Annotated in this window: 15 protein-coding genes; 5 read left to right on the top strand and 10 right to left on the bottom strand. The window is 71.2% G+C overall.

The features are described 5' to 3' along the window. Positions 1 to 22: 22 nt before the first annotated feature. The 3 genes from ACWDVG_RS16405 to ACWDVG_RS16395 form a co-directional block, all read right to left on the bottom strand. Positions 23 to 1,525 (bottom strand): glycoside hydrolase family 26 protein, encoded by a 1,503-nt coding sequence (locus ACWDVG_RS16405; RefSeq protein WP_451699864.1) that lies wholly within the window; start codon positions 1,523 to 1,525, stop codon positions 23 to 25. A gap of 341 nt (positions 1,526 to 1,866) precedes the next feature. Next, entirely contained in the window at positions 1,867 to 2,100 is a 234-nt protein-coding gene (locus ACWDVG_RS16400; RefSeq protein ID WP_451699863.1) for a chaplin, read from the bottom strand. A gap of 174 nt (positions 2,101 to 2,274) precedes the next feature. Continuing rightward, positions 2,275 to 2,688 carry a rodlin gene (locus ACWDVG_RS16395; RefSeq protein ID WP_451699862.1) on the bottom strand — a complete coding sequence of 138 codons (414 nt, stop codon included), beginning with the start codon at positions 2,686 to 2,688 and terminating at the stop codon, positions 2,275 to 2,277. Between the two features lie 219 nt (positions 2,689 to 2,907). On the opposite strand from ACWDVG_RS16395, the gene ACWDVG_RS16390 reads away from it, so the two are divergent. Continuing rightward, complete coding sequence (locus ACWDVG_RS16390) at positions 2,908 to 3,318, top strand: rodlin (RefSeq protein ID WP_451699860.1); 411 nt, start codon at positions 2,908 to 2,910, stop codon at positions 3,316 to 3,318. A gap of 79 nt (positions 3,319 to 3,397) precedes the next feature. Here ACWDVG_RS16390 and ACWDVG_RS16385 read toward each other — a convergent pair whose 3' ends face one another. Next, positions 3,398 to 3,601: a hypothetical protein gene (locus tag ACWDVG_RS16385; protein ID WP_451699859.1), complete on the bottom strand. Its 204-nt coding sequence runs from the start codon at positions 3,599 to 3,601 to the stop codon at positions 3,398 to 3,400. Positions 3,602 to 3,719: 118 nt separating this feature from the next. On the opposite strand from ACWDVG_RS16385, the gene ACWDVG_RS16380 reads away from it, so the two are divergent. Then, complete coding sequence (locus ACWDVG_RS16380; protein WP_451699858.1) at positions 3,720 to 4,784, top strand: LCP family protein; 1,065 nt, start codon at positions 3,720 to 3,722, stop codon at positions 4,782 to 4,784. Between the two features lie 93 nt (positions 4,785 to 4,877). Next, entirely contained in the window at positions 4,878 to 5,276 is a 399-nt protein-coding gene (locus ACWDVG_RS16375) for a rodlin (protein ID WP_451699856.1), read from the top strand. A gap of 70 nt (positions 5,277 to 5,346) precedes the next feature. On the opposite strand, the gene ACWDVG_RS16370 is transcribed toward ACWDVG_RS16375, so the two are convergent. The 3 genes from ACWDVG_RS16370 to mca form a co-directional block, all read right to left on the bottom strand. Next, positions 5,347 to 7,368, bottom strand: a complete 2,022-nt coding sequence (locus tag ACWDVG_RS16370) for a thioredoxin domain-containing protein (RefSeq protein ID WP_451699855.1) — start codon at positions 7,366 to 7,368, stop codon at positions 5,347 to 5,349. A 124-nt stretch (positions 7,369 to 7,492) separates the two neighbouring features. Next, positions 7,493 to 7,735 (bottom strand): hypothetical protein, encoded by a 243-nt coding sequence (locus ACWDVG_RS16365; protein ID WP_451699854.1) that lies wholly within the window; start codon positions 7,733 to 7,735, stop codon positions 7,493 to 7,495. Further along, positions 7,728 to 8,609, bottom strand: a complete 882-nt coding sequence (gene mca / locus ACWDVG_RS16360) for a mycothiol conjugate amidase Mca (RefSeq protein ID WP_451699853.1) — start codon at positions 8,607 to 8,609, stop codon at positions 7,728 to 7,730. The genes ACWDVG_RS16365 and mca overlap by 8 nt, the downstream gene beginning before the upstream one ends. 98 nt (positions 8,610 to 8,707) lie before the next feature. Between mca and ACWDVG_RS16355 the strand changes: the two genes are divergently transcribed. Both ACWDVG_RS16355 and greA read left to right on the top strand, forming a co-directional pair. Next, a complete protein-coding gene (locus ACWDVG_RS16355) occupies positions 8,708 to 9,109 on the top strand; it encodes a DUF4307 domain-containing protein (protein ID WP_451699852.1) in 402 nt (133 codons plus the stop codon). Between the two features lie 190 nt (positions 9,110 to 9,299). Then, a complete protein-coding gene (gene greA / locus ACWDVG_RS16350) occupies positions 9,300 to 9,797 on the top strand; it encodes a transcription elongation factor GreA (protein ID WP_451699851.1) in 498 nt (165 codons plus the stop codon). A gap of 98 nt (positions 9,798 to 9,895) precedes the next feature. Here the strand turns inward: greA and ACWDVG_RS16345 are convergent, their stop codons facing one another. The 3 genes from ACWDVG_RS16345 to ilvA form a co-directional block, all read right to left on the bottom strand. After that, the gene (locus ACWDVG_RS16345; RefSeq protein ID WP_451699850.1) at positions 9,896 to 10,741 is read right to left on the bottom strand and encodes an ABC transporter permease; all 846 of its coding nucleotides are present in this window, start codon (positions 10,739 to 10,741) and stop codon (positions 9,896 to 9,898) included. Next, entirely contained in the window at positions 10,738 to 11,808 is a 1,071-nt protein-coding gene (locus tag ACWDVG_RS16340; protein ID WP_451699849.1) for an ATP-binding cassette domain-containing protein, read from the bottom strand. The genes ACWDVG_RS16345 and ACWDVG_RS16340 overlap by 4 nt, the downstream gene beginning before the upstream one ends. A gap of 127 nt (positions 11,809 to 11,935) precedes the next feature. Then, complete coding sequence (gene ilvA / locus ACWDVG_RS16335; protein WP_451699848.1) at positions 11,936 to 13,165, bottom strand: threonine ammonia-lyase; 1,230 nt, start codon at positions 13,163 to 13,165, stop codon at positions 11,936 to 11,938. Positions 13,166 to 13,241 lie beyond the last annotated feature (76 nt).

Raw genomic sequence — 13,241 nt, 5'->3', positions numbered from 1 at the left:
GGGTCCGCCGCCGCACGTCCCGTCAGAAGGGCCAGACCCCCTGGAGGGCGCCCTTCCAGTCGAGGTCGACCTCGTCCTTCCAGCTCTCCTTGGGTACGCAGACGGACCCGCCGAGCCAGCTCTCCACCCAGGACCCGAGGTTGACGGTCCAACAGTCGGCCTCGGGCTTGGGCTCGGGCTTCGGTTCCGGCTTGGGCTCCGGCTTGGGCTCGGGCTTCGGTTCCGGCTTCGGCTCGGGCTTGGGCTCGGGCTTCGGTTCCGGCTTGGGCTCCGGCTTCGGCTCGGGCTTCGGTTCCGGCTTCGGCTCGGGCTTCGGCTCGGGCTTCGGTTCCGGCTTCGGCTCGGGCTTCGGTTCCGGCTTGGGCTCGGGCTTCGGTTCCGGCTTGGGCTCAGGCTTCGGCTCCGGCTTCGGTTCCGGCTTCGGTTCCGGCTTCGGCTCCGGCTTGGGCTCAGGCTTCGGCTCGGGCAGCGTCGGATCGGTCGGGTCCGTCGGGTCCACCGGATCCGTCGGGACCGTCGGCTCCTGGCCGTAGAGCATCTCGCGGAAGACCGCCGACGACCGCGGATTGTCGTCGCACTGCCAGACGCCGTGCGGACAGTAATCAGTGATCGTGTGGTACAGCGGTTTGTGCTCCTTGATCCATTCGAGCATGCGCCGCATGTAGACGGCGTTGTCCCCGTTCCGGAAGAGCCCCCATTCCGGATAGGAGATCTGCTTTCCGTGCGCCGCCGCGAATTCGACCTGATGGCGGAGCCCGTACGGCTCGTTGACGTGCTGCTCGAAACTCGCGCCCGGCGGCTGGTCGTACGAGTCCATGCCGATGATGTCGACGACGTCGTCGCCCGGATAGCACTCCGTCCACGGAATGGCGTCCCGGCCCCGGCTGGGGTTGAAGTCGAAGCGGAACTCCTGGCCGGGCACGGACCGCATCGCGGTGACGATCCGGTTCCAGTACTTCTTCCAGGCGGCCGGGTCGGGCGCGCACCTGTGGGTGTAGGTGGTGCCGTTCATCTCCCAGCCGAGCACGAGCACGGTGTCGGTGGCGCCCAGCTCGACCAGGCGTTCGGCGAGGGTGCGGAAGTGGTGGTCGAAGTAGCCGGCCGCGCCGAGCTGGAGCTGGCGGCGGACCTCGTAGTCGGAGACGCCGGCCTCGTTCCGCTCCAGCATGGGGACGTTGAGGACGAAGATCCGGTCGGCCTGCTCGTTGCGCCAGTCCGCCCAGGCGTCGAGGAAGCCGGGCGGGCCCTCGATGTTCGACCAGAGGTCGCCGGGAAGGTACGTGTGGCCGACGCGGAGCTCGCGGCCGCCGAGCCAGCGTTCGAGCTGGCCGATCCGGGTGACCCCGAGGGCACCCGATTCGAGGAAGGCGCCCATGGCGCTCGGGCGGGTGGGGGCGGGGTCCTTGGTCGTGACCGGTTCGGCGGCGTGCGCGGGGGACGCGAGCACGACCGAGCCGGAGGCGAGGAGCCCGGCGGTGAACACCCCCAGCCACTTTCTCGGTCTTCTCCGTCGTGCAGCTTCCATGGCTTTCCTCCGCGCCGTCGCCTTTTGATGCTCCGTCAATCCGATCTTCCGAAAGTATTCCTAATAAGCCGACCGTGAACGCGGCATCCCTCTGATCCGTAGTCCATTAGAGGATTTGATCGCCCGGTTGGGGCACCGAGACGAAGGACAGGCCCCTTTCATCACGGCACCCTCGGCGCGGCACGCTCGCTGGGAGCAGCTGGTGCGGGTGGCGGACGAGGCGGCGCTCGCATGGACCTGCGCGGCCCTCGGCGTGGTGCGGCGCGCACGGCAAAGGTCCGGCCCCGGGAAGCGTGCGCTTCCCGGGGCCGGACCGTGTGCCGGCGTACCGCCGGAGGGCGTCAGGCGTTGATGCAGAGGTTCCCGGCGGCCGGGTTGAGGGCGCCGATGACGTTCACGCTGTTGCCGCAGATGTTGATCGGCACGTGGATCGGGATCTGGACCACGTTGCCGGACAGGACGCCCGGCGAACCGATGGCCGCGCCGTGCGCGTCCGCGTCCGCGAAGGCGGGCGTCGCGACACCCATGGCCATGATGATTCCGGCGACGACGGCCGCGGCCTTCTTGCACTTCATTTCGTCTGAATCCTTTCCGCGGCGGAAGATCGGCCTCCGCTGCATACAGACACAACGAACATGCACCGGGAAGGAAACCGGGGATCCGACCGCCGCGCGACTTTCACCCCATTGCCCGCACGACACAGGGCCGGAGGGGTCAATTCCCTCCGGCCCTGCGGCAGAACGTGCGGATCAGCTGTTGCCGATGCCGTTGCCCGAGAGGACCGGGATGTCCTCGACGAGGTGCGACAGCGGCTCGTCGCCCTTGGCCTGGGTGGAGTTCTCGGCGCACTGCTGGTTCTGCGGGGAGGACAGGACGTTGATGTCCTGGACCGCGACCGGAACGAGGACACCGACGACCGAACCGACGTTGCCCTTCACCGGGACGCCCAGGCACAGCTTGTTCAGCGAGCCCTGGACGGCCGAGAACTGCGGGCTCATGTGGCCCGCGGTCGTGGAGTTGCCGAAGGACTGGTGGGCGTGGTTGCCGCTGAGCGAGGTGGTGCCGCCGTCGTCGGCGATGGCGAGGGCGGGGGCAGCCGCCGCGGCGGAGACGCCGACGGCCGTGGCGGTGACAGCCGCAGCCGCCATAATCTTCTTGATCACGGTGAATCCGTTCCTGTTCCCACCAATCGACCTGATTGATGCGACCGGCTCAACTCCCGCCGTGGGGTTAGGTTCCGGGCCTTCACTCGATCGACTGGGGGCCGCGACGTGCGCCGTCCCGTGCGCTCCCCCGAGCGGGTGACACGCCGGAACCCCGCGCTCCGGGACCAGTTGATCAGGGGGCTCCCTGCACGGAGCCGGTTCTAGAAGGGAACTACCGTGATCAAGAAGGTCATGGCCACCGCGGCCGCAGCCGTCTCCATCGTCGGCGCCTCCGCCGCGGCTGCCACCCCGGCACTCGCCATCGCCAACGACGGCGGCACCACCTCGTTCAGCGGCAACCACGCTCACCAGAAGTACGGCAACTCCGCCACGTACGGTCACATGAGCCCGCAGTTCGCGCTCGTCCAGGGCTCCCTGAACAAGCCGTGCGTCGGTCTTCCGGCCAAGGTCAACGCCGGTTCGATCGTGGGCCTCATCCCGATCGCCGTCCAGGACATCAACGTCCTGTCGTCGCCGCAGAACCAGCAGTGCGTCGAGAACTCCACCCAGGCCAAGGGCGACGAGCCGCTGTCGCACATCCTGGAGGACATCCCGGTCCTGTCGGGGAACGGCATCGGCAACAACTGACGTTCCCGCCGCACGGCGACGTCCACACGTCAGGGGCCGCCCTCCGGGGCGGCCCCTTTCGCGTTCTCCGTCGCTTATGTCAGCGCGGCCACACCGGAGCGGCCATCAGGCGCTCCCACTCACGGTCCGGCATCCCCGGCACCGCCCGGCCCGCCTGCACCCACTGCGTCACCAGCGAGGAATAGACCGGAAAAGGCGTCCGGTCGGCGGGTTGCGGGTCCACCACATATCGGCTCTTCGGAATGAAGGCCATCCGTTCCCATTTCCCGGGATCCGGCGCCATCCTCGCTCCTTCCGCTGCGATTCCCGCATCATTACACAGGCCCCGCAGGAGAGTGATTCGGCCTGTCCATGTCGCGTCGCGTACCTGTGTGCGAGAGCGTGCGAATTAGCGTGCGGGGATGAATTCCGCGCGCTCGGAGCGTCCGAGCACACCGAGACGTCCGCGGCGCCTGCTGCTCGCCCCCGCCGCGCTGGCCGCCCTCGCCGCACTCGCTCCCGGAGCCCTCGCGCTCACCGCCTCCTCCGAACTTCCGGCGCCCGAGCGGGGGCTGAACCTCCTCGTGGTCGGCATCGACAGCCGCAAGGGGGTGACCGAGGCGGAGAAGGAGACGTATCTGCTCGGCGGGAAGGAGTGCGACTGCACCGACGTGATGATGCTCGTCCACGTGTCGGAGCGGAACGACCGGGTCAGCGTCGTGGCCCTGCCCCGCGACTCGCTGACCCACTTCCCCGACCGGCACCGGGACCGGCGGACCGGAGCCGAGCACACCGCCCACGCCGCCAAGATCAACGCCGCCTGGGCGGAAGGCGGCTCGGCCTTCACCGTGTCGACGGTCGAGGCGATCACCGGCGTCGACGTCCACCGCTATCTGGAGGTCGACTTCCGGCGCTTCATGGACACCGTGGACGAGGTCGACGGCGGCGTCGACGTCTGTACGACGGAACCGCTGAAGGACCCCGTCACCGGCATCGACCTCCCGCCCGGGACCACACGGGTCGGGGGCGGTGAGGCCCTCCAGTACGTGCGCTCCCGGCGCGCGGACGGGCAGATGGACTTCGGCAGGATCCGCAAGCAGCAGAAGTTCATCGCCAACACCTTCCAGCGGCTGCGGTCCGAGGGCGTCCTGAACGATCCGGGCCGGCTCGGGGCCCTCGCCTCGACCCTGCGCGGAACGGCCCCGGCCGAGCGCGGCATCTCGACGGCCGAACTCCTCGAACTCGCCGGCCGGCTCCGGCGGCTGCCCCCGTCCCGTACCGAGTTCGCCACCGTCCCCGTCCGCGGGTTCAACCCGAACATCACCGGCGTCGGGGCCACGGTCGGCTGGGACGAGAAGGGCGCCGCCGAGGTCTTCCGGCGGCTGCGCGAGGACCGGCCGCTGCCGCCCGCTGACGCCGTGGCCCCCGGCGAGGTCCCGGCGGCCGCCTACCGGCCCGCCCCCGGATCTTCGCTCATCTGCCCGTAGTCCGTCCGGTGGACTTCCCGGAACCTCCGGACCTCCGACCAGTTGATCAGTGCGGCTCGCACACAGCGGGCCAGTACCCGAAAGGCCAGAACCATGAAGAAGCTCCTCGCGACCGCTGCGGTGGCCGTTTCGGTCGTCGGTGCGACGGCCGGGCAGGCGCTCGCGATCGCCGACGACGGTGGCACCACCTCGTTCTCCGGCAACGGCGCGCACCAGGAGTTCGGCAACTCCGCGACCTACGGCCACATGAGCCCGCAGTTCGCGCTCGTCCAGGGCTCGCTGAACAAGCCGTGCATCGGTCTTCCGGCCAAGGTCAACGCCGGTTCGATCGTCGGCCTCATCCCGATCGCGGTCCAGGACATCAACGTCCTGTCCTCCCCGCAGAACCAGCAGTGCGTCGAGAACTCCACCCAGGCCAAGGGCGACGAGCCGCTCTCGCACATCCTCAGCGACATCCCGATCCTGTCCGGCAACGGCGCCGGCAACAGCTGAGCGACGTCGCACGGCGACGGCGCGGCCCCGTCGCCCCTCTCCGGAGGGGTGGCGGGGCCGCGCCCGTTCCTCAGAGCCGCTGCCGCAGCGCCGCCGGGTCCGTGACGGGTGCGTCGCAGGTGAAGTGACGGCAGACGTACGCGGCGGGTGACCCGGCCACCAGGGGCCGGTCGCGCAGGAGCGGGAACTCCTCGCTGTCGGGGGCTCCGGCGGCGATCACCGCTCCGGGGGTGGTGGCCAGGAGCGCGGTGCGGCGCAGCTCCCGGAAGGCCGGGTCGGCGGCGTCGCCGACCACGGCGATCTCGCGGGGCCCGTCGAGGAGGGCCTCCGCGACGGCCAGGCCCCAGCCGATGAAGCGGGGCGCGCGCGGGCCGAGGGCCCTGACCACGCCGAGGGCGCCCTCGGCGGCGGTGCGGTGGGCCTCGGAGCCGGTGTGGGCGGCGTACGAGAGCAGGGCTCCTGCGGCGGCCGTCCAGCCGGAGGGGGTGGCGTTGTCGGTGGGGTCCTGCGGGCGCCGGATGAGGGCCTCGGCGTCGTGGGCCGTGTCGTACAGCGCGCCGCCCTCGGCGGTGAAGCGGTCGAGGACGATGTCCAGGAGGAGGCCGGCGAACTCCAGCCAGGCGCCCTCGCCGGTGACGGCGGCGAGGGCGAGGAAGCCCTCGGCGACGTCGGCGTAGTCCTCCAGGACGCCCGCGTTGGCGCCGGCCCGGCCGTCCTTGGACGTCCGGGTCAGGCGGGCGCCCTCCTCCAGGTGGAGCCGTACGAGCAGGTCGGCGGCCTCGGTGGCGCGCTCGACCAGGTCGGGGCGGTCGAAGAGGGCGCCGGTCTCGGCGAGGGCGGCGATCGCGAGGCCGTTCCACGCGGCGACGATCTTGTCGTCGCGGCCGGGGCGCTCGCGCCGCTCGCGGGCGGCGTGCAGCCGGGTCCGGATGGAGGCGATCCGGCCGGCGTCGGCCGGGCCCGCCTCCCGGGGCAGCTGGAGCACGGAGCTGCCGTGCTCGAAGGTGCCGTCCTCGGTGACGCCGTAGTGGGCGGCGGCGAGGGCGGCGTCCTCGGGGCCGAGGACCTCGGCCAGCTGCGCGGGGGTCCACACGTAGTAGGCGCCCTCGACGTGCTTGCCCGTGCCGTCGTCGCTGTCGGCGTCGAGCGCGGAGGCGAAGCCGCCCTCGGGGGTGCGCAGTTCCCGGACCATGAAGTCGGCGGTCTCCAGGGCGACCCGGCGGGCCAGGTCGCTGCCGGTGGCCCGCCACAGGTGCGCGTACACCCGGCAGAGCAGGGCGTTGTCGTACAGCATCTTCTCGAAGTGGGGGACGACCCAGGCGCGGTCGACGGCGTAGCGGGCGAAGCCGCCGCCGAGCTGGTCGTAGATGCCGCCGCGGGCCATCGCCTCGCAGGTGTCGGCGGCCATCTGGAGGGCGCCCTCGGAGCCCGTGCGGGCGTGGTGGCGCAGCAGGAACTCCAGCGCCATGGACGGCGGGAACTTGGGGGCGCCGCCGAAGCCGCCGTGCGCCGCGTCGTACTCGCGGGTCAGGCCGAGCAGGGCGGCGGCGAGCTCCTCCTCGCCGGGGACGCCGTCGCCGGCGTGGGCGAGGGAGCGGCCCGCGAGGTCCTTCACGATCCGGTCGGCGACCTCGGCGACCTCGCCGCGGCGGTCGGCCCAGGCGGCCCGGACGCCTTCGAGGATCTCGGGGAAGGACGGCATGCCGTGGCGGGGTTCCGGCGGGAAGTAGGTGCCGAAGTAGAAGGGGGCCGCGTCGGGGGTGAGGAAGACGGTCATCGGCCAGCCGCCGTGCCCGGTGGCGGCCTGGACGGCCTCCATGTAGACGGCGTCGACGTCGGGGCGCTCCTCGCGGTCGACCTTGACGGCGACGAAGTTCTCGTTGACCAGGGCCGCGGTCGCCTCGTCCTCGAAGGACTCGTGGGCCATCACGTGGCACCAGTGGCAGGAGCTGTAGCCGACGCTGAGGAGCACGGGCACGTCGCGGCGGCGGGCCTCCTCGAACGCCTCGGCCGACCAGGGCCACCAGTCGACCGGGTTGTCGGCGTGTTGCAGGAGGTAGGGAGAGGTCTCATGGGCCAGTCGGTTCGACATGGGCCCATCCTGCCGCAGGGGCGACGCCACCGCTCCGCTCCCGGGCGCCGACGCGCGAGGCCGCTCGCCCGTGCCGGCCGCGGGCGGGGGGCTCGCGGCCGGGACGGGCGGGTGGGGCGCTCGGCTACTGGGTGGGCGGGGTCGCCGGGGTCTTGGGGGTGGTGGGGGCCGACGGGTCCGGGGCCTCCTCGAAGGAGACCTTGCCCATGTGGCGGTTCATCGACTTCATCAGCTGCCAGACCGCGAGGGCCAGCACGGCGAAGACGACGAAGCCGAGGACGCCGGGGGTCACCTTGTTCTTGTCCAGCTCTTCGGCGGCGAAGGGGACAAGCTGGGTCAGTGCCAGGTGTGCGCTCATGTCAGGCATTGTCGCGGATGCCCGCGAAGAGATCTTCCTCGGGGAGGGACGTCGGCACGAGGGCCTTGCTCAGCTCGTACTCCTCCGTCGGCCAGACCTCCTTCTGGATCTCCATCGGGACCCGGAACCAGCCGCCGTCGGGGTCGATCTGCGTGGCGTGCGCGATCAGCGCCTTGTCGCGGATCTCGAAGAAGTCCGCGCACGGCACGAACGTGGTGAGCGTCCGCTCGGTGCGCTCGAACTCCTTCCAGCGCTCCAGCCACTCCCCGTACGGCGACTCCAGGCCGCGGGCGAGCAGCGCCTCGTGCAGGGCCACGGTGCGGGGGCGGTTGAAGCCCTGGTTGTAGTAGAGCTTCAGGGGCTGCCAGAGCGGGCCGTACTCGTCCTCGGGGAACTTCTCTGCGTCGGCCGCGCCGTCGAACGCCACCATCGTGATCTTGTGGGTCATGATGTGGTCGGGGTGCGGGTAGCCGCCGTTCTCGTCGTACGTCGTGACGACCTGCGGACGGAACGCGCGGATCTTGCGGACCAGCTCGCCGGCGGCGTGGTCCACGTCCTCCAGGGCGAAGCAGCCCTCGGGCAGCGGCGGCAGCGGGTCGCCCTCGGGCAGGCCCGAGTCGACGAAGCCCAGCCACTCCTGCTTGACGCCGAGGATCTCGCGGGCCTCGTCCATCTCCTTGCGGCGCACCTCGTGGATGTTCGCCTCGATGTACGGGTCGCCCTGGAGCTTGGGGTTGAGGACCGAGCCGCGCTCGCCGCCCGTGCACGTCACCACCAGGACGTCCACCCCCTCGGACACGTACTTCGCCATGGTCGCCGCGCCCTTGCTCGACTCGTCGTCGGGGTGGGCGTGGACGGCCATCAGTCGCAGCTGCTCAGACAAGACTCGATCCTCAGTGATTCGACGTGAAGGCAGGTCTCTATAGTGACGGAATCGGGGGGCCGAAAAATTCCGGGACCCCGGCTTCGAGAGGATCGATCATGAGTGCGGTGCGTGAGCAGCTGCCCGAGGGGCGCTACGGCCGCTCCGCGGACGAGCGGGCCGACCGCACGCTGAAGGTCACCGGTGCCGTGCTCGGCGTCCTCTTCCTCGCCCTGATGGGCTGGTTCGGCTGGCACTACGTGGTGGCCAGCAAGATCAGCGGCGAGATGATCAAGTTCGACGTGGTGAGCGACTCACAGGTGCAGGTGCACCTGGAGATCCGTAAGGACGAGGGCGTCCTGGGCGTCTGCACGCTCCGCTCGCGCGCCGAGGACGGGACCGAGGTGGCCCGCAAGGACGTCCGGATCGACGACCCCGCCGGCCGGGTCGACAGCCTCTTCACGCTGCGTACGACGGCGCGGGCGACGAGCGCCGAACTCGTGGGGTGTACGGCCCGGTAGCGGTGGGTAGGGACCGTGGGACGAGTCCCGGCGGGTCATCCGTGTGACCTGGGGTGACGCCATTTCGGTGGTTGATGTCCTCCCGCTTTCCGCCACTCATTGTTAGGCTCGTGGTTTCGCCCACCGGGAAGGCGCATGCTGTCCCGTGTAGGGCGATGCTTTGTATTCCCAGTACCTACGAGGAGCACCTGTGACCCAGACCAGCGAGAACGTCACCTGGCTCACCCAGGAGGCGTACAACAAGCTCAAGGACGAGCTTGAGTACCTGTCTGGTCCCGCGCGTACCGAGATCGCCGCGAAGATCGCCGCTGCGCGCGAGGAGGGCGACCTGCGCGAGAACGGCGGGTACCACGCGGCCAAGGAGGAGCAGGGCAAGCAGGAGCTCCGCGTCCGCCAGCTCACCCAGCTGCTCCAGAACGCCAAGGTCGGCGAGGCCCCGGCGGACGACGGCGTCGTCGAGCCCGGCATGGTCGTGACGATCGCCTTCGACGGCGACGAGGACGACACGCTGACGTTCCTGCTCGCCTCGCGCGAGTACGCGAGCGGTGACATCGAGACGTACTCGCCGCAGTCGCCGCTCGGCGTCGGCGTCAACGGCAAGAAGGCCGGTGAGGACGCCGAGTACGAGCTGCCGAACGGCAAGAAGGCCACGGTGAAGATCCTGAGCGCCAAGCCGTACACCGGCTGACGTCCTGCCGCAAGGCTGACTTCGGTCTTACGCCCGAAGGGCCGGTCCCCTGGTAGGGGGCCGGCCCTTCGTCGTGCGTGGTGAGCGGGATGGCCGCCTCAGAGCGCGGCCGAGCGGTACTTCCGTACGGAGAGGGTGCGGAAGACCGCGATGATCAGCAGCGACCAGAAGACGGACGCCCACACCGGATGCTGCATCGGCCAGGCGTCGGACTGGACGACGCCCGGGTTGCCGAAGAGTTCGCGGGCCGCCTGGACGGTCGCGCTGAAGGGGTTCCACTCGGCGATCGGGCGGATCCAGGAGGCCATCATGCTCGGGTCGACGAACGCGTTGGACACGAAGGTGACCGGGAAGAGCCAGATCAGGCCGCCCGAGGTCGCCGCCTCCGGGGTGCGGACCGACAGGCCGATGAGGGCGCCGATCCAGGAGAAGGCGTAGCCGAGGAGCAGCAGCAGGGCGAAGGCGGCCAGCGCCTTCGGGACGCCCTCGTGGATGCGCCAGCCGACGAGGAGACCGACGATCGCGAGGACGACGACGGTCAGCGCGGTCTGGACGAGGTCGGCGAGGGTGCGGCCGGTGAGGACCGCGCCCCGCGCCATGGGGAGGGAGCGGAAGCGGTCGACGAGGCCCTTGTGCATGTCGTCGGCGATGCCGGCGCCCGCGCCCGCGGTGGCGAAGGTGACGGTCTGGGCGAAGATGCCGGCCATCAGGAACTCGCGGTAGACCTGGGGGTCGGTGGTGCCGCCGACGCTCATCGAGCCGCCGAAGACGTAGCTGAACAGGACCACGAACATGACGGGCTGGATCAGCCCGAAGATGACCATCTCCGGGATGCGGCTCATCCGGATCAGGTTGCGCCGGGTGACCACCAGCGAGTCGGCGATCGACTGGGCGATGCCGCCGCGCGGCTTCGGGGCTCGGCGGGTGTCGGTGAGGGTGGTCACGGGGCCGTCTCCTTCCGGGGGTCCGCGCGGTGCTCGTCACGGCCCTCGGCGCGGCGCTCGCCGCGGCGGGCGCCGCGGGCGCCCGGCTCGCCGCCGCTCTGCTCGTCCGCCCGCTCGGCGGCGTGGCCGGTGAGGGAGATGAACACGTCGTCGAGGGTGGGGCGGCGCAGGCCGATGTCGTCGATCTCGACGCCGACGGCGTCCAGGTCGCGGATGACCTCGGCGAGCAGCTTGGCGCCGCCGGTGACGGGCACGGTCAGCTTGCGGGTGTGGTCCTCGACGGAGACCTCGCCGCGGCCCACGCCCGCCGCACCGTAGCGGGCGAGGACCTCCCGGGCTCCCGCGATCATCTCCGGCTCGTGGACGACGACCTCGACGCGCTCGCCGCCGGTCTGGGCCTTGAGCTGGTCGGAGGTGCCGCGGGCGATGACCCGGCCGTGGTCGACGACGCAGATGTCGTGGGCGAGGTGGTCGGCCTCCTCCAGGTACTGGGTGGTGAGGAGCAGGGTCGTACCGCCGGCGACGAGTTCCTTGATGACGTCCCACAGGGCCTGTCGGTTGCGGGGGTCGAGGCCGGTGGTGGGCTCGTCCATGAACATGACGGGCGGCGAGACGACGAGGGCGGCCGCCAGGTCGAGGCGGCGGCGCATGCCGCCGGAGTACGTCTTGGCGGGGCGGTCGGCGGCGTCGGCGAGGTCGAACCGGTCGAGCAGCTCGCCGGCCCGCTCCTTCGCCGCCTTCGCCTTCATCTGGTAGAGCTGCCCGACCATCTGGAGGTTCTCGCGGCCGGTGAGGTACTCGTCCACGGCGGCGAACTGGCCGGAGAGGCCGATCGACCGGCGGACCTCGTTGGGGTGCTTGAGGACGTCGATTCCGGCGACGACGGCCGTGCCGCTGTCCGGCTTGAGGAGGGTCGTGAGGACGCGCACGGCGGTCGTCTTACCCGCGCCGTTCGGACCGAGCAGGCCGAGGACGGTGCCCTCGGGCACGTCGAGGTCCACGCCGTCCAGTGCTCGTACGTCGCCGAAGGTCTTCACCAGACCCTCGGCATGGATCGCGCCTGGCATGTGGGGTCTCCCGGGGAGATTCGGGCGTTTCCGTCCGATAGTAGGTTCGCCGGGCACGCCCCGCCCAGCGAATACGTGACTGCCGTCACATCGCCCCGCCCCGGGGTCGTGGCAGCCGTGCGCCGCGTCAGCCGAGCACCGCGTAGCCCGCCTCCCCCAGCGCCTCCGCCACCTCGCGGCAGTGCTCGGGTCCCTTCGTCTCCAGGTGCAGCTCGACCTCCACCTCCGTGAGCCCGAGCCGCGGGTCGGTCCGTACGTGACTGACGTCGAGGACGTTCGCGTCGACCACCGTCAGGACCGCGAGCAGCGTCGCGAGCGCCCCCGGCCGGTCCGACACGCGCAGCCGCAGGCTCAGGTAGCGGCCGGCCGCCGCCATGCCGTGGCGCAGGATCCGCTGGAGGAGCAGCGGGTCGACGTTGCCGCCGGAGAGCACCGCCACCACCGGGCCCCGGAAGGCCTTCGGGTCGCTCAGCAGGGCGGCGACCGGGCTCGCGCCCGCGGGCTCGACCACCAGCTTCGCCCGCTCCAGGCAGAGCAGCAGCGCCGATGACAGGGCGTCCTCGGAGACCGTGCGGACCTCGTCGACGTACTCCTGGACGAGCCCGAAGGGGATGTCGCCCGGGCGCCCCACCTTGATCCCGTCCGCCATCGTGGCCGGTGACTCCACGGCCACGGGATGCCCGGCGGCCAGCGAGGGCGGGTAGGCGGCGGCGCCCTCCGCCTGCACGCCGATCACCCGCACGTCCGGGCGGAGCGACTTCACCGCGAGGCCGATCCCGGCCGCCAGCCCGCCGCCGCCGACGCCCACCAGGATCGTCCGGACCTCCGGGCACTGCTCCAGGATCTCCAGGCCGACCGTGCCCTGTCCGACCACGATGTCCGGGTGGTCGAAGGGGTGGATGAAGACGGCGCCGGTCTCCCGCGCGTACTCCTCCGCCGCCGCGAGCGTCTCGTCGACGACGTGGCCGTGGAGCCGCACCTCCGCCCCGTACTCCCGGGTCGCCGCGACCTTCGGCAGCGGCGCCCCGATCGGCATGAAGACCGTCGCGTGCACCCCGAGCAGCTGAGAGGCGAGCGCGACGCCCTGCGCGTGGTTGCCCGCGGAGGCGGCGACGACCCCGGCGGCCCGCTGCTCGGGCCGCAGCCCCGCGATCCGCACGTACGCCCCGCGCAGTTTGAAGGAGCCGGTCCGCTGGAGGTTCTCGCACTTGAGGTGGACCGGCGCCCCGACCAGCGACGACAGGTGGCGGCTGCCCTCCATCGCCGTCACCCGGGCCACCCCCGACAGCATCTTCTGCGCGCCCCTCACGTCGTCGAGCATCAGCCGGTGCAAGGGGTCTGGCGTACGGAAGCTCATGACACAGAGTCTCGCAGCTCACCGCCCCCGTGGCCGCCCGGCGGGCGGCCGCCGGACGGCCTTCGCACCGGGTTTG

It is taken from the genome of Streptomyces sp. NPDC003327 (assembly GCF_053589515.1).
The sequence above is the reverse complement of the archived record's forward strand: the minus strand, read 5'-3'. Positions and strand labels throughout refer to the sequence as shown.